Annotated in this window: 12 protein-coding genes; 3 read left to right on the forward strand and 9 right to left on the reverse strand. The window is 61.0% G+C overall.

What is annotated here, in order from left to right; all coding sequences use genetic code 11:
- Positions 1-58 precede the first annotated feature (58 nt).
- The 4 genes from A462_RS21100 to A462_RS21085 form a co-directional block, all read right to left on the reverse strand.
- The gene (locus A462_RS21100) at positions 59-1,138 is read right to left on the reverse strand and encodes a polyamine ABC transporter substrate-binding protein (RefSeq protein WP_003217120.1); all 1,080 of its coding nucleotides are present in this window, start codon (positions 1,136-1,138) and stop codon (positions 59-61) included.
- A gap of 68 nt (positions 1,139-1,206) precedes the next feature.
- Positions 1,207-1,548 carry a cupin domain-containing protein gene (locus A462_RS21095; protein ID WP_003217122.1) on the reverse strand — a complete coding sequence of 114 codons (342 nt, stop codon included), beginning with the start codon at positions 1,546-1,548 and terminating at the stop codon, positions 1,207-1,209.
- Between the two features lie 27 nt (positions 1,549-1,575).
- Entirely contained in the window at positions 1,576-2,982 is a 1,407-nt protein-coding gene (locus tag A462_RS21090) for an NAD(P)/FAD-dependent oxidoreductase (protein WP_008433786.1), read from the reverse strand.
- A 49-nt stretch (positions 2,983-3,031) separates the two neighbouring features.
- Positions 3,032-3,847 carry a helix-turn-helix transcriptional regulator gene (locus tag A462_RS21085; RefSeq protein WP_003217127.1) on the reverse strand — a complete coding sequence of 272 codons (816 nt, stop codon included), beginning with the start codon at positions 3,845-3,847 and terminating at the stop codon, positions 3,032-3,034.
- A 261-nt stretch (positions 3,848-4,108) separates the two neighbouring features.
- On the opposite strand from A462_RS21085, the gene A462_RS21080 reads away from it, so the two are divergent.
- Positions 4,109-4,381 (forward strand): DUF1652 domain-containing protein, encoded by a 273-nt coding sequence (locus tag A462_RS21080; protein ID WP_003217129.1) that lies wholly within the window; start codon positions 4,109-4,111, stop codon positions 4,379-4,381.
- A 130-nt stretch (positions 4,382-4,511) separates the two neighbouring features.
- On the opposite strand, the gene A462_RS21075 is transcribed toward A462_RS21080, so the two are convergent.
- Positions 4,512-6,980 carry a UvrD-helicase domain-containing protein gene (locus tag A462_RS21075; RefSeq protein ID WP_008433793.1) on the reverse strand — a complete coding sequence of 823 codons (2,469 nt, stop codon included), beginning with the start codon at positions 6,978-6,980 and terminating at the stop codon, positions 4,512-4,514.
- Positions 6,981-7,198: 218 nt separating this feature from the next.
- Between A462_RS21075 and A462_RS21070 the strand changes: the two genes are divergently transcribed.
- A complete protein-coding gene (locus A462_RS21070) occupies positions 7,199-7,894 on the forward strand; it encodes a pirin family protein (RefSeq protein ID WP_003217133.1) in 696 nt (231 codons plus the stop codon).
- Positions 7,895-8,015: 121 nt separating this feature from the next.
- Here A462_RS21070 and pgm read toward each other — a convergent pair whose 3' ends face one another.
- The 4 genes from pgm to A462_RS21050 form a co-directional block, all read right to left on the reverse strand.
- On the reverse strand, positions 8,016-9,662 hold the full coding sequence (gene pgm, locus A462_RS21065) for a phosphoglucomutase (alpha-D-glucose-1,6-bisphosphate-dependent) (protein WP_008433796.1): 1,647 nt from the start codon (positions 9,660-9,662) through the stop codon (positions 8,016-8,018).
- 99 nt (positions 9,663-9,761) lie between these two features.
- Positions 9,762-11,174: an aminotransferase-like domain-containing protein gene (locus A462_RS21060; protein WP_008433797.1), complete on the reverse strand. Its 1,413-nt coding sequence runs from the start codon at positions 11,172-11,174 to the stop codon at positions 9,762-9,764.
- 24 nt (positions 11,175-11,198) lie between these two features.
- A complete protein-coding gene (locus A462_RS21055; protein WP_032899197.1) occupies positions 11,199-12,620 on the reverse strand; it encodes a hypothetical protein in 1,422 nt (473 codons plus the stop codon).
- Between the two features lie 651 nt (positions 12,621-13,271).
- The gene (locus A462_RS21050) at positions 13,272-14,294 is read right to left on the reverse strand and encodes a zinc-dependent alcohol dehydrogenase family protein (protein WP_003217140.1); all 1,023 of its coding nucleotides are present in this window, start codon (positions 14,292-14,294) and stop codon (positions 13,272-13,274) included.
- A 248-nt stretch (positions 14,295-14,542) separates the two neighbouring features.
- On the opposite strand from A462_RS21050, the gene A462_RS21045 reads away from it, so the two are divergent.
- Positions 14,543-15,457 carry a LysR family transcriptional regulator gene (locus A462_RS21045; protein WP_008433801.1) on the forward strand — a complete coding sequence of 305 codons (915 nt, stop codon included), beginning with the start codon at positions 14,543-14,545 and terminating at the stop codon, positions 15,455-15,457.
- The last annotated feature ends 104 nt before the right edge of the window (positions 15,458-15,561 follow it).

Below are 15,561 nucleotides of genomic sequence, written 5' to 3' on the forward strand. Positions count from 1 at the left end.
GAAGTCGTGACGCGGAGCGTCACAGGATGCATTCCCACGCGGAGCGTGGGAACGATCATCAACGCCCGGTACGAATGGTGTTCCACACCCGCGTACGAATCCGGTCGATGTTCAGTGGCATTGCTTCCAGTGCGAACAACTTGCCCATCATTTCCGGACTTGGGTACACCTTGGTGTCGCTCTTGATTGCCGGGTCCACCAGGCTGTCCGCCGCGGCATTGCCGTTGGCGTAGTGCACGTAGTTGGTGATGCTGGCCATCACTTCCGGGCGTAGCAGGTAGTTCATGAAGGCATAGCCGGCTTTTTCATCCGGGGCATCGGCGGGCATGGCGACCATGTCGAACCAGATCGCGGCGCCTTCCTTGGGAATGTTGTAGCCGATATTCACGCCATTCTTGGCTTCCTTGGCGCGGCTTTCGGCCTGCAGGATGTCGCCGGAGAAGCCGACGGCCACGCAGATGTCGCCGTTGGCCAGGTCGGCGGTGTATTTCGAGGAGTGGAAATACGCCACGTACGGCCGCACTTTCATCAGCAGGTCCTCGGCCTTTTTGTAGTCTTCCGCCTTCTTGCTGTGGTGCGGCAGGCCCAGGTAATTGAGCGCCGCCGGCAGCAGCTCCGGGCCGTTGTCGAGGATGGCGACGCCACACTTCTGCAGTTTTTGCATGTTCTCGGGCTTGAAGATCAGGTCCCAGGAATCCACTGGGGCGTTGTCGCCGAGTACCGCCTTGACCTTGTCGATGTTGTAGCCGATTCCAGTGCTGCCCCACAGGTACGGGAAGCCGTGGGCGTTGCCCGGGTCGTTGTTTTCCAGGGCCTTGAGCAGCACCGGGTTGAGGTTCTTCCAGTTGGGCAACTGGCTCTTGTCGAGTTTCTTCAGCGCCCCGCCCTGGATCTGCCGGGCCATGAAGTGGTTGGAGGGGAACACCACGTCATAGCCGGATTTGCCGGTCATCAACTTGCCGTCGAGGGTTTCATTGCTGTCGTACACGTCGTAGGTGAAACCGATGCCGGTTTCTTTCTGGAAGTTCCTGGTGGTGTCGGGGGCGATATAGTCCGACCAGTTGTAGATCTTCACCGTCTCGGCGGCTTGGCTGAGGGTGGCGACGAATACCAGCGGCAACAGGGCAATGGGTCTCATGGTTCGATTTCCTGGCGGTTTTAGGGCTGTTTTTATGGCAGGCGATCAAAGATCAAAGAATCAGAGGATCAGAGGATCAGTACATAGGTCTTGCGCACGGTTTCCTGGATGTCCCAGATACCGGTGCTGTTGGCCGGCAACATCAGTGCGTCGCCGGCTTCTATGTGGAGCATTTCCCCGTTGTCGGGGGTGAAGGTGCACCGTCCCTGGATAAAGTGGCAAAACTCCTGGGCTTTGATCTGCCGGCGCCAGCGCCCGGGCGTGCATTCCCAGATGCCGGTTTCGACGCCGTCGCTACGTTCCACGCTCAAGGTCGAGGCCACCGCCACCGGTGTGCCCAGTGGCACGGCGACGGGCGAGGAATCCGGCAAATGGGCGCTGAGTGTGTCTTTGAACTGGGTAATGCTCATGTTCATACCTGTGGTGATTGAAACGACTTAGTGCATGAAACCTTCCATGAACCCGGCAACCCCGCTGGCCAGTTTGCGGCGCCACGGGGCGGTATTGGGGTTGGCCAACACTTGGTCCTCATGCACAAAACTGCGGATGATCGCGTTGTAGCCCAGCCAGCGGCAGGGTTCCGGTTCCCAGGCCTTGAGCCCGTCCAGCCGGCCCGGCTGAATCACCCATGGCTGGCGAACCAACGGCGTATCGAGCCCCAGGATCAAGTCCGCCAGGGTGCGGCCACCGAGGTTGCTGGCGCCTACGCCCTCGCCGCCGTAACCACCGGCCAGGGCGATGCCTGCCGCGTGATCGCAGAGCATGTGCGGCTTGAAGCGCCGGGACATGCCCAGGTTGCCGCCCCAGGCGTGGGTGATCCGGACTTTCTTGAGCTGCGGGAACAGTTCGCCGAACAGATAGCGACGCAGTTCGACTTCGCTGTCGGTGAGCTCGAAGTTGTGCCGCAACTTGCCGGCAAACTGATAACCCCCGCGAGCGCCGAACACCAGGCGGTTGTCCGCCGAACGCTGGCCGTAAGTCACTTGCCGGCTGCTCTCGCCGAACGCCTGGCCACGATTCAGGCCGATCTCGTCCCAGGTGCTGGCCGGCAACGGCTCGGTGGCAACGATCAGGCTTTGCACCGGCAACTGATAGCGCCCCAGCGGAGCCAGCGTGGTGGCATACCCTTCCACCGCCGGCACCACCCAGGAGGCGCGCACCGAGGCTTTGTCCGTGCGCAGGCTGCCGGACTGCCAATGAGTGACGGGACTGTTTTCGTAGATCTTGACGCCCATCCGCTCCACCAACCGCGCCAGGCCGCGCACCAGCTTGGCCGGGTGAATCGTGGCAACGTGGGGTGCATAGATGCCGCCATAAGGCTTGGCGATACGGATCTGCTCGGCCAGTTGTTGCGGGCCAAGCCAACGGTAATCGTCGTCGGTCAGGCCCTGGCTGTGAAGTTTGGCCAGGTACGCACGCAGGGTGGCTTCCTGTTCGGGGTAGCGCGCGGCGCAATACAGCACACCACCCTTGCGGTAGTCGCAGTCGATGCCTTCGCGCTCGATCACTTGCGCGACTTCGTCGGGGATGGCGTGCAGCAGGTCGAACGAGGCCCGGCGCTGTTCCGGGGTCAGGCCGGCCAACAGGCGGTCCTCTCCCAGCAGGTTGCCCATCAGCCAGCCGCCGTTACGGCCCGAGGCACCGAACCCGGCGGTTTGCGCCTCGATGATTGCGATTTTCAGCTCGGGCGCCTGGCGCTTCAGGTAATACGCGGTCCAGAGCCCGGTGTAGCCGGCGCCGATGATGGCCACGTTGACGTCCAGGTCCTGCTCCAGGGACGCGCGTGCCAGCAGCGACTCGTCCAACTGGTCCATCCATAAACTGATATTGCGCCATGCAGGCATGCCAAGCTCCACCACCACACTTCGATGGCAGTGATCCTAGAGCCTGGCCTCAGGGGCTGTCTTGCGCGCGTGCACGCAGGGAAATTTGTTTGACGTAGGCCTTTGGCGACTGGCCGGTGTGCTGGCGGAAGCTGCTGTAGAACGCCGACGTCGAATTGAAGCCGGCGGCAAACGCCAGTTCGTCGATGCGGATCGGCGGCGCGGCCATTTCCAGTGCAGCCAGCAAATGCTGGAGGCGTGCCTGGTTGACGTAGCGATAAAAACTTTGCCCCAGCACCTGGTTCAACAGGTAGGAAATCTGGTTGCGGCTGTACCCGCACTCCTTCGCCACCCGTTGCAGGTCCAGTTCGGGGTCCAGATAGGGTTGCTGGCGCTCGAAGTACTGTTGCAGGTCGTTGGCCATGTAGCTCAGTTGCTGCGGCGACAGGCCCAGGCGGCTGACGGTCGGGCGTGTGGTCTCGCGGCGGCTGGCAGACTGCTCGTGGACCAGGGAGGCGTACTCGTTGACCCGCCAGATCAAGCCATCGCGCACGGTAATCGCTTCGCTGGTGCGAAACGACACCAGGCCCTGGCCGCCACGCAAGGTGATGCGGTATTGGATGAACGCGGTGTCGCCGTCGGCGCGGATGCGGTCGGTGTGTTCGATCGCTTCGTCGGCGCCACGGGGCATGCTGGCTTGCAGGTATTCGCGCAGCTCGCCGGCACCCACCACGCGGTTCTGGAAGAAATCGTGGTACTGGATGTCCGGATGGTAGTACGACATTACTCCATCCAGGTCCCGATCCCGCCAGCACAGATGGTGACGCAGTACCAGCTTGGCCGTAGCTTGGGTTTTCTGGGAGTCATCCGGAATGATGTCTTGCATTGAGCGCTCTACGCCGGTGAAAAAAGAGGCAGCTTGCCCAACTGCCCGTACCCGCTCAACGGCCATTTGATATTTCCGACTAATGGCCTTTCGCTTAATACCACGCAGCACGTGACCCATATCAACGTTATTGAAAACAACTGCCGGACGGGACGAAAAAACTCCCATGCCCGATGCGAACGAATGCTATTTTTAGTGCTCACGACGGCCAGGACCAGTGACGGTCATGGCGCCCCTGCAGCGAGCTAAAGGAAGCGCTCAATGAACAAGGTGGGCAACATGAACAAAGTGACGTTCCCCAACGCCTGCCAGTTGATGCGCTGGCACTTTCATCCCATGGGCTTTGAGGCGAGCATGGATGCTCCCGGCAGTATGATCGCCCGCCTGTTCGACCGCGCCAGCGGGGAAACCCTGATTGCAATTGCCGGTATCCCTTGCGCCACGGTGATGAACGCTGCTGACGTGGAACGGATCATCGAGGCGGTTGAGGATGAACTGGAGTCGTTTGTGCCGCCGCTGTCGCTACGGGCTTGATCTGGCAACGAAGGTATCCTGTGGCGAGGGAGCTTGCTCCCGCTGGGTTGCGTAGCAGCCCCAAAATCCTGGGAGCGCTGCGCACTCCAGCGGGAGCAAGCTCCCTCACCACAGGATTCAACGTCACCCCTTATGATTTGCTGATGCGCTGGTCGTCAAAAAACGGTTTGTCCCCGGCAACCCGGTCCGAAGCCTTTGGCACATTCACCCCTTGGCCATCCTGGCCGTCGACATACCAATAGCAATGGCTCACCGCCCGGGTAATGCCCACGTAGGCCAGGCGCAGCACTTCGTCTTTCTGCGCGCTGTCGTAAGCTTCGGTATCGCCGTCCTTGCCCAGTCCTGCCATGCGGTAGACCTGGTTCTTGTACGGCGAACTGGTCAAGTGCTGGCAGTCGCCCAGCAGGAATACAGCATCCGCCTGCAAGCCCTTGGCGCTGTGATAAGTCAGTTGCTTGAGCCGGCGGCTGCCGTACGGCAAGCTAGAATCCACATTAACTACCGATTGAATATGCTCTTGCATCAATAACTTATCGCTGCTTTTTCGATACAGCATTAACACCGAGTCACCTTTTTGATAGTGCGCCAGCAGTTGTTGGCCCAGCGCCGCATCGTCACGGTCACGCACCGTGACCGGCACCAACTCCTTCGCGGTTCCACTGGCCTTGGCTTTCTTGCCGCTGATGGCCGGGGCCGCCCGCACAATGTGCTCGGCAGCATCGATCACATGCTGATGGCTGCGGTAGTTCTCGCCCAGCATCACCCGGGTGGTCGTGGGTGACGGGAACTCCTTGTTGAACTCCATGAAATACTTGGGCGAACTGCCACGCCAGCCATAGATCGACTGCCAGTCATCGCCCACGCACAACAGCGAAGAGCGCTGGGCCCCGCGCCCCACGTGCATGGCCGGCCCGCGGCTGCGGATCTCCCGCAGGCTTGCCCGGATCCACGAGACGATCTGCGGCGATACGTCCTGGAATTCGTCGATCATCAGGTGCGACATCGGCCGTAGCAGCGGGTCGCTGAGCAACTTCAGGTTCTCCGGGGTGTTTTCGCCAAACAGCGAGAACATCCGGTTGTAGGTCATGACCGGTGGCGACTGGTCCAGCAAGTGATCTTCGAGGGCCTTCCAGAAAATGCTCAGTGCCTCGAAGTAAAAACGGTCTGGATCATCCTTGGCAAAACTCATCTTGCCCACGGCGGTGGGCACATCCAGCCCGAGGTTCTCGATGAACCCGGCGGCGGCAACAAAGCTGTCCAGCAACGGTGCCGAACCCAGCTCGCCCTTGACCTTGTAATCGAAGCCCGGGCCCGCTGTTGCGTCACCTGCCAGGCTGCTTAAAAGCCGCTTGGAAGACTCGTAGCTTTCTAGCCATATCAATGGCTTACGGCAGAAAGCTTGAAATAGGGTTCGCTTTACCGCCCATTCGGCACGTACTGACAGCTTGGACCCGGGTCGACTGACCTGGGCATTTTCCCGCGGGTCGAAGCCCAGTACGACCCAGGCATCCAGTTCGGCAATGTAGCCATGGCAGTGAAACTTCGCGCCGTTGATATCGAACGTCTGGCGATTGGGCTCGATGCCCTTGATCGGCCAGGCGCCGGCACGAAACCACAGGTCTTCGATCACATCGCAGAGTTCTTCATCGCGCTTGGCCGCCAGTTCGGTCACCGCCACGCGTTTTTGCACGTCCGGGTGATCGCGCTCCAGCTCCTTGAGTTGCAGGGCATGGCGCGCCAGCGGGGCGATCAGTTCGCGGAAGCGTTCATGGCGGCCATGCAGCCGGTGATAGCAGGCATTCAGTTGCTGGCGCTGGGCGTCGTTGATCCGCAATTCGAAGGGGTTGCTGTCGGCCTCATCAAAGCCCGCTTCGGTCCGCGCATTGAGGTTCTCGAACGCCTGCAGCCGTTCAAGGCCCGGCAGGCTGCGCACCATTGGCAGGATGCGTGAGTGAAAGGTCCGCACCACCGCTTGCGCTTCTTTCATACCAAGGGGTTGGCCCCACAAGGCGAGAATTTCCATGAGCTTGTTGATGAAGTCCTTGCGCGACTCACGGGTGAAGGTCACCACCGTCATCGAGCTCAGCTCGAAGCCCAGGTAATGGGTCAGCAGCAGGATACGCAGCACCAGCGAGGTGGATTTACCCGCGCCGGCGCCGGCGATCACCGAGGTGGACGGCGTGTCGCTGAAGATCATCTTCCATTGCGCCGCACTCGGCTGGGCATGGGCCGGCAGCAGGCGCGCCACATCAGCCTTGATGCGTTTTTTCAACTCGGCGGTCAGCGGCAGGCGCCAATCATCGAACAGATTGTCGTCAACACCCGGCACAGTGTGCTCATCCGGCCGGAAGTCACGAATCAGCAGGACCTGGCGGCCTTCTTCGATACCATCCGCCTTGCCTTCCTTATAGCCATACTCCACGCCGGCCGTGTGGCCACTGCGAAAGCCGTCGGCCTGGCCATGCAGCCATGAGAAACGGTGCTGTGCCCGCAGGCGCGTCAGGCCGTGACCGAATAATCGGGCGGCGAGCCGTTTCAACAGGGGCATTTCGGCCAGTGGCCGCAGTTCGGGAGGCAGATCGGGGGTGTGTTGCGGCACGCGGACTCCTGCGATGCTTTAACTCGGACAAGAGCCCTATGGTCGCCGCAAATGCCCCACAGTTCCAGCCAATTGCTTTGCGCTCATGCAGTTAGGCGATGAAGTGAAGACAAGTCCTGAGCATCGGCATCGAAGCATTCGATAGGAATCCAGCATTTTTTACGCTTTTTATCGATCTGGCGCTGCTGGATGATGGCTCCCATCCACAGGAGACGATCATGCTTGAACTTCGACCTTTCAACACCCTGGGCGGCGCCAATCACGGTTGGCTGGACGCTCACCACCACTTCTCGTTTGCCGAATACCATGACCCCAAGCGCATGCACTGGGGCAACCTGCGGGTGTGGAACGATGACCTCATCGCACCGGGCACCGGCTTCCCGCAGCACCCGCACCGGGACATGGAAATCATCACCTATGTGCGTGAAGGCGCCATCAGCCATGCCGACAACCTGGGCAACCAGGGCCGCACCGAGGCCGGCGACGTCCAGGTAATGAGCGCCGGCACCGGGATCGCCCACAGCGAGTACAACCTGGAAGCTACGCCGACCAAGATTTTCCAGATCTGGATCATTCCCAATGAGGCCGGTTTGCCGCCGTCATGGGGCGCGAAGCCGTTTCCGAAGGGTGACCGCGAAGGGTTTGTGACCCTGGCCAGTGGCAAGGCCGGAGACAGCGAAAGCCTGCGGATTCGGGCCGATGCACGCTTGGTAGCGGCAAACCTGAAAGCCGGTGAAAGTGCCGAGTATCGGCTGGACAACGGACGCCGGGCGTACCTGGTACCGGCCACCGGGGTGATTGAAGTCAATGGCTTGCGTGCACAAGCTCGAGACGGTGTGGCGGTTGAGGATGAGCAGGTACTGCGGGTGACAGCGGTTGAGGACAGCGAGATCGTCTTGGTCGACCTCGCCTGACCGAGCTTGAATGTGGTGAGGGAGCTTGCTCCCGCTGGGGTGCGAAGCGCCCCCAAAAATGGGACTGCTGCGCGGTCCGGCGAGCTCCCTCGCCACAGGTTAATCAGTCATAGGTTGGGTATCAGTTAGCCGAGATCGCCCCGTCCACCAACACCTGGGCCTCTTCCACCAGTTGCTTGAGGTGATCTTCGCCGATAAAGCTCTCGGCGTAGATCTTGTAGATGTCCTCGGTGCCCGATGGCCGTGCGGCGAACCAGCCGTTTTCAGTCATGACTTTCAGCCCGCCGATCGCCTGGTCATTGCCCGGCGCGTGGCTGAGGATCTGCTGGATGCTTTCCCCGGCCAACTGCGTGGACGTCACCTGGTCTGGCGACAGCTTGCCCAACAAGGCCTTCTGCGCCGGAGTCGCCTTGGCATCCACCCGAATGGCGAACGGCTCACCCAGTGCATCGGTCAGCCCGCGATAAATCTGGCTTGGGTCCTGGCCTTTGCGCGAGGTCATTTCCGCCGCCAGCAGCGCCGGGATCAAACCGTCCTTGTCAGTGCTCCACACGCTGCCGTCCTTGCGCAGGAACGAGGCGCCGGCACTTTCTTCGCCACCAAAACCCAGCGAACCGTCAAACAGGCCATCGGCAAACCACTTGAAGCCCACCGGCACTTCGTACAGGCGACGGCCAATGCGCTTGGCCACGCGATCAATCAAGCCGCTGCTGACCACGGTCTTGCCCACCGCAGCATCAGCGCGCCATTCGGGGCGGTTCTGGAACAGGTAGTCGATGGACACGGCCAAGTAGTTGTTCGGCGCCAGCAAGCCACCGGACGGCGTCACGATGCCATGGCGGTCGTGGTCCGGGTCGCAGGCGAATGCCACGTCATAACGGTCCTTGAGGCCGATCAACCCCTGCATGGCGTAGCTGGAGGACGGGTCCATGCGGATCTGGCCGTCCCAGTCGACGCTCATGAAGCGGAAGGTCGAATCCACTTCGGTGTTCACCACGTCGAGGTTCAGGCGGTGATGCTCGGCGATGGCCGACCAGTAGCGCACCCCTGCTCCGCCCAGCGGATCGACGCCCAGGTGCAAGCCAGCGTTGCGGATGGCATCGAAGTCGATGACGTTGACCAGATCGGCCACGTAGGTGTTGAGGTAGTCGTGGCGATGAGTGGTGTCGGCCTTCAGCGCCTGGGCATGGGTGATGCGCTTGACCCCGGCCAGCTTATTGGCCAGCAGTTCGTTAGCCTTGGCTTCGATCCACTTGGTGATGTGGGTGTCGGCCGGGCCGCCGTTGGGCGGGTTGTACTTGTAGCCGCCGCTTTGTGGCGGGTTGTGGGACGGCGTGATCACGATGCCGTCGGCCAAACCACTGGTGCGGCCGCGGTTGTAGCAAATGATGGCGTGGGAAATCGCCGGTGTCGGGGTGTACTCATCGCCTTCGGCGAGCATCACGTGCACGCCATTGGCGGCCAGCACTTCCAGCGCACTGGCGCCCGCCGGGGTGGACAACGCGTGGGTGTCGAGGCCGACAAACAGCGGGCCGTTGATGCCCTGGGCTTCACGGTACAGGCAAATGGCCTGGCTGATGGCAAGCACGTGCCATTCATTGAAGCTCAGGTCGAACGAGCTGCCGCGGTGCCCGGAGGTACCAAAGGCGACGCGCTGGGTGGAGATCGCTGCATCAGGCTGGCCGGTGTAATAGGCCGTTACCAGTCGCGGGATGTCTACCAGCAATTGAGCTGGTGCCGGCTTGCCCGCAAAAGGACTGAGAGTCATGCATAAACCTCGGAAAGAGAAGGATTCGGAAAAAAGTGCAGTTTACTGGGACTTGGACTGCTCCGCGACGTTATAAATCCTACAGCAATCAGCGAAATTTCATTCAGTGCCGGTCTGTGCCTGCCTGAGCGCCAGAGCCAGCTCATCCAGGGCATTCTCCAGGTTATGGGCGCCGTCAACGGCATGGCTCAGCCGCAGATGCTGGCAGTGCAGGCCACTGAGGCTGAACAACTCCCCCGGCGCAATCACCACCTGCCGGGTGAGCAGGCGCTGGAACACCTGGCGCATATCCACCGGGGCCTCTGAGCGCAACCAGAAGGTCGCGCCAGCGGCGGGCATTCGGTAGCTCACCTGGTTGCCCAGATGCGTGTCCAGCCGCAGGCCCATGAGCCGGGCCTGCTCTTTGAGTTGCGGGCGCAACTCCCGCAGATGCTGGTCGATGCGCCCGCTTTGATAGAGCCGCGCAATCGCGCGCTGGCGGATAGAGGACAACCGGAATGCGCGCAACAGGAACTGGCGCTGCAGCTCGCCGCTGAGGTGGCGCGACAGCAAATAGCCAAACGGCGCTTCCGGCCCGAGCATCTTCTCGAACGTGGAAAACACCATCAGCCGCTCGGGATTGGCCAGGTCCCGTAACGCGGTGATTGGCTGCCCGAAGCCGAGGTCACCATGGCTGTCATTTTCTAACAACCAACAGCCATGCTGGTCCAGCAATCGCACTAGCTGCAGGCGATCATGGGTGGACAGGACTACGCCGGACGGCAGGCTGACACCGGATGACAGCAACGCCAGCTGCACCGGCTCGGTGCTGAGCAAGTGCTCGAACAACGCCAGGTCCAGGCCGTCGTCCGCCGTGAATGGCAATTCGAGAACCCTCACGCCTGCCCCCTGCAACAACCGCAGGATCAGCCAGTCACACGGGGATTCGACGATGATCGCAGCGCCCTTGAGACCCAGCACCTCGATCAGGATTTCCAGTACCCCGCGCAAGTCGGCGCCGATGTATACCTCGTCCGCCTGCCAGCAACGGGTCGGCGACGAGGTATAGCGCGCCGCGAGCGTCGCCCGCAGTTCCCACACGCCACAGGGCTGCGACCATGGCTGCAGATGATGCGGGTAATGCCGCAACAGTTCGCGCTCGAGCAGCAACAGCGCTGCATCCAGTGACGCCGCAAGTGCCGGCTCATCGGCGCTGAGCACGCGCATTCCCGGACGTCGCGCACTGGCATAGAGGCGCTCCAGCAGGTCGCCACCGCTGCTACCTGGCGGTTTATTCAACACCGGCCAGGCGTAGTAGCCCGACTTGGGCACCGAGTACACCCGGCCCTCCTTCTCGAGCAACGAATAAGCGTATTGAATGGTCGAGATCGACACATTCAGGCGCTCCGCCAGCTGCCGCAATGATGGCAGTTTTACCCGGGCATCCGTGCCCACCTCGCCGATGAGGTTGATCATGTAGCGATACACCGCCTGGTAGGCGAAGTCGGTTTGCCGGTCGTCCCTGAGGTTCATCGCTGGTCACCCGCCGCCACCCGCTTAACGCCCCGCCAGTTGGTAGGCTGCCAGGGCGGGCGCACCTTGCTGTGGCGTCTCGGCCATGCCCGGCACGCCGGTGGCTGGCCGCTTGCGATAGAGATGTTGCAGCAGGTCGATCGGCAACCCGCTGGTGTCGATTGCCCATTGCACCAGCATCTCGGCCACCGGCTTGCCTTGCAGCGCCTTGTGCAGCTCGGGGAGCGCCACCAGCATGCCGGGGTGGCATTGGCGCAAAAAGCTTTCGAGGCGCTCGCCGTGACGGATAAACGGCGAAAACATCAGGCAGTTCAGTTGGCTTTCATCCAATCCGAACAGCGCCTGGGCGTAGTCGGCCGCCAGCGCTCGACCATCCTGGGTCGCTGCCTGGGCAATCAGGTGTTCGGGAATCTGCTTGCGCCGCATGAACAGCGCGGCCTGCTGCATGAAGCCCTGTGCGCCCTCCTCGTAATCCAGTTCCCGCAGGCACTCGTCCTGCAGGCCCCGCAGATGGGCCATCAGCAACGGGTTCGCATAGCTCGCGTGGCTGAAATGAAAGCCAAACTCGTCCGGTTCATAGCCCATGAACTGACGCAACAGCGCCCCGGAGGTGTATTCGGCCGCGTCCTTAAGGTCGGCAGCGCCGATATAGGCCAAGTGGCGATGGTTGTCCGTGTCGGACTTATCGGCGACGGCGTAACGCTCGCCGTAAAGGTCGCAGTAATAGGCGTTGCTCCACTCATCCATGCGCGCGAACAGCCCGCTGAGCACCAGGGGCTGGCGCGGCGGGATCTCTGCACCGCTCGCCAGCGCAGCCTTCTTCAGCCACGCCAGGTACTCCCGCTGCTTGCGCGCGGAGTCACCGCTGACCAGCGCGTGCACGCCCCCATTGCAGGTGGTGACGCGCTGGTAAAAGTCACCGAGGGCCAGGTAGGCGTCGTTGCACAGGGTTTGGCGAAGATCTCCCGAGGTCAGGTGCCCCACCATCAGCATATTGCGCCGGCTGGTATCGCGCGCCGCACTGGAGGCCGGCCGCAGGTGGTTGAACGGCAAGACTTCCTGATTCTCGACCATCAGCAATTCGACACGCGCATCGTCATGCATGAACAGCGCGCTGTAGCCGCGATGCAGCGTGTCCAGGGCATTTTGCGACATGCCGGCATGGCGCAAGGTCGCGACCCGCAGTTGAAACGTCCGCGGCGCCCGGCCTGCAAGCGTCAGCTGGGCTGCGCGCAACAACGCCAGGACATAGCTGCTGCCGGCGCCTGCGCCGTGAGCGACCAGCACCTTGTATTCACCGATCCGCTCCATGCCGCCTGCCGCTACCACGATTCGTTGAATCAATAACTGGAGCGAGGTACGTTCTGTTCGAGAGAAATGCCCTATCAAGCGTTGCAATACTTGTTGATAGACATAGTTCATGGCTTGTTCGTGAATAGCGCTCATAGTTCTACTACCTGAGTTGAAATATCAGTTTCGGGCAATCGTTGACGGCATTTGCCTGACCTGTTGTTTCTGTAGGGGCGTTACAACATGTGACATTCAATGGAGATTAGCACCGGGCCCTACCTGCCAAGCCTGCCTTTGGGGGCTTCCAGTCCCGAAAAGGCGCCAAGCCAAGGGGCACGCAGCCCAAACCGAAAGTCTTAGGAACGCTCTGACAACTTCCTACGCTGCTTTAACTTACAAACTAGAGAAGCATCCGACATAACCCACTTCAATATTGATGTTCCGGCAAAACAGCCATGGGAAACATTATTGGGCTTGACGGATGTACGGGGTGATTTCATATATTCAATCATTGCTCAATCCTTGAGATAAAAGTGACGGGGCAATTATCGGCACTTGAATAATGATTAACAGATACAGAACGCCGGCTAAAACCGGTTCAGATGGGGGCTTGCATGGGGTATCGAGTGTGCAGACACGACAACGCCGCGCTGGGATTCAGGGCGGCGTCAGGGGCATACATCTGGTTTATCGGGCTGAAGTGCTGAAATCCCGATTCAAGCGGTGGGCAGGTTAAGTCCTGTCAAATGGCGCATTTGCCCCATGCGCCCGGGGGCAGGAATACTCGCTTGAGAATATTCCCACAGATCAAACAGTTTCTACCTGCAAGGCAACCCGTTCACGGCACGGACATTCGTCCATATAGCGGTGCGCTTCAACGAACTGGCTGAACGGAAATACCGTGGTTTTCAGCGGTACCAGCACCTTGTCGGCGGTCAGTTGGTTGATGTCACGCAAGGCTCGCTGCAAGGCCACCTGGTCCTGGATGATGCCCAGTTCCGGTTTGCCGGTGAAGTTGCCGATGCAGTGCACAAAGAACTGAATGTTCTTCTGGAACGCCGCACAGGCCGGGAATGGCGTCTGGTTGCCACCTTGCAGGCCGTACAGCACCAGGCTGCCACGCGGCGCCAGCACATCACCCAGCAACGACATCTGCGGGCCACCCAAGCCATCGAACACCACGTCTACGCCGCGGTTGTCGGTGAACTTGTTGACTTGCATCAGCAGGTCCTGTTCTTCGGTAACGATCACCTTTTCCGCCCCGAGGGACAGCAGGTATTCGCGCTCATCACTGGTCTTGGTGGCGGCAATCACCCGCACCCCCAGGGCTTTGCCCAGTTGCACGAACGATGGGCCGGCACAGTGGCTGGCGTCCGTTACCAGGGCGAATTGCCCGGGTTTGACCCGCGCCAGGTCCATGTACGCAAAGTAGGCAATCAGCAACGGCGTGTAGTGCACGCTGGCTTCGATCGGGCTCAGGACATCCGGGTAGCGGGTCAGGGCCGAGCGCGGCAGGACGATCTGTTCGCCGTACACCGGGTAGTCATTCGGGCTCTCGGCCGGGAAGCTGGCGACCTTGTCACCCACCGCCAGGTCGTCGACACCCTCGCCAACGGCCACAACCACGCCGGCCATTTCATGGCCAAGGCCGGAAGGCAAGCGGGCATGGGACGACGCCAGGTTCTGGCGCCACAGAATGTCGTACCAGCTGATGCCAATCGCCTCGACGCGCACCTGCACTTCGCCCGGTGCGGGCTTAGCGGCTGCATGCTCTTCGCATTTGAGCACCTCGGCCGGACCAAACTTGTGAAAACGGATCGTGCGGGACATCGCAAACCTCGTCAAAGTAACCTCTATTGCCATGAACTCTATCTGGGCTTTCGGGGCAAGACCACCGGTCGCCGTTAATAGTCGACATGCCTGTCATTGATTCCGCACATACGGAAAAGGTGCCAAGCCATGTAGGAAAACTGAATTAGCCGGTGCAGAGTACCAGCCTTTCCCCGTAAGATTCATGCCGGTCATTGTTCTTATATGACCGCTCCCGTCAAGTTTACTGACGCCGCCTGGGACACAAGATGAACCGTAACGACCTGCGTCGTGTCGACCTCAACCTGTTGATCGTATTCGAAACCTTGATGCATGAGCGCAGTGTGACCCGCGCTGCCGAGAAACTGTTCCTTGGCCAGCCGGCCATCAGCGCAGCCCTGTCACGCCTGCGCGGCCTGTTCGACGACCCGTTGTTCGTGCGTACCGGACGCAGCATGGAGCCCTCGGCCCGTGCGGTAGAAATCTTCGCCCTGCTCTCCCCGGCCCTGGACTCGATCTCCACGGCCGTCAGCCGCGCCTCCGAATTCGACCCGGCCACCAGCACCGCGGTATTCCGCATCGGCCTGTCGGACGACGTCGAATTCGCCCTGCTGCCGCTGCTGCTCAAGCGCCTGCGGGCCGAAGCCCCCGGCATCGTGCTGGTAGTGCGCCGCGTCAACTACATCCTGATGCCCGGCCTGCTGGCCTCCGGCGAAATCTCCATCGGCGTGAGCTACACCACCGATTTGCCGGCCAACGCCAAGCGCAAGGTATTGCGCCGCAGCAAGCCGATGCTGCTGCGGGCCGACAGCATGCCGGGTTCCATGAGCCTGGATGACTTCTGCGCCCGACCCCATGCCCTGGTGTCGTTTGCCGGGGATTTGAGCGGGTTTCTGGATGAAGAACTGGAAAAACTGGGCCGCAAGCGCCATGTCGTGCTGGCTGTGCCGCAGTTCAATGGGCTGGGAACATTGCTGGCGGGCACCGATATTGTCGCGACCGTGCCGGACTATGCCGCTGAAGCGTTGACTTCAGCGGGTGGCTTGCGGGCTGAGGAGCCGCCACTGCCGGTGCGCACATTTGAATTGCACATGGCGTGGCGTGGGTCACAGGACAATGATCCGGGGGAACGGTGGTTAAGGTCGCGGATTCAGATGTTCTTTGGCGACCCTGAGAGCCTTTAGGCGTCGTCGGGAAGCTGTTCAGCCTGATCATTTCCGGCTTTTCATAGGCCATGGAAATCTACCCATTGCCAGAGTACGAGGCATTTGGGGGCATATCTGAGGGC

The sequence above is a fragment of the Pseudomonas sp. Ag1 genome, assembly GCF_000278565.1.
GTDB lineage: Bacteria > Pseudomonadota > Gammaproteobacteria > Pseudomonadales > Pseudomonadaceae > Aquipseudomonas.

Bases quoted from the DNA above. Each gene is read 5' to 3' on its own strand.
- A462_RS21090 (WP_008433786.1), bottom strand. From the start codon at position 2,982: ATGCCTGCATGGCGCAATATCAGTTTATGGATGGACCAGTTGGACGAG.
- pgm (WP_008433796.1), bottom strand. From the start codon at position 9,662: ATGACTCTCAGTCCTTTTGCGGGCAAGCCGGCACCAGCTCAATTGCTG.
- A462_RS21085 (WP_003217127.1), bottom strand. From the start codon at position 3,847: ATGCAAGACATCATTCCGGATGACTCCCAGAAAACCCAAGCTACGGCC.
- A462_RS21050 (WP_003217140.1), bottom strand. From the start codon at position 14,294: ATGTCCCGCACGATCCGTTTTCACAAGTTTGGTCCGGCCGAGGTGCTC.
- A462_RS21060 (WP_008433797.1), bottom strand. From the start codon at position 11,174: ATGAACCTCAGGGACGACCGGCAAACCGACTTCGCCTACCAGGCGGTG.
- A462_RS21055 (WP_032899197.1), bottom strand. From the start codon at position 12,620: ATGAGCGCTATTCACGAACAAGCCATGAACTATGTCTATCAACAAGTA.
- A462_RS21095 (WP_003217122.1), bottom strand. From the start codon at position 1,548: ATGAGCATTACCCAGTTCAAAGACACACTCAGCGCCCATTTGCCGGAT.
- A462_RS21070 (WP_003217133.1), top strand. From the start codon at position 7,199: ATGCTTGAACTTCGACCTTTCAACACCCTGGGCGGCGCCAATCACGGT.
- A462_RS21100 (WP_003217120.1), bottom strand. From the start codon at position 1,138: ATGAGACCCATTGCCCTGTTGCCGCTGGTATTCGTCGCCACCCTCAGC.
- A462_RS21080 (WP_003217129.1), top strand. From the start codon at position 4,109: ATGAACAAGGTGGGCAACATGAACAAAGTGACGTTCCCCAACGCCTGC.
- A462_RS21045 (WP_008433801.1), top strand. From the start codon at position 14,543: ATGAACCGTAACGACCTGCGTCGTGTCGACCTCAACCTGTTGATCGTA.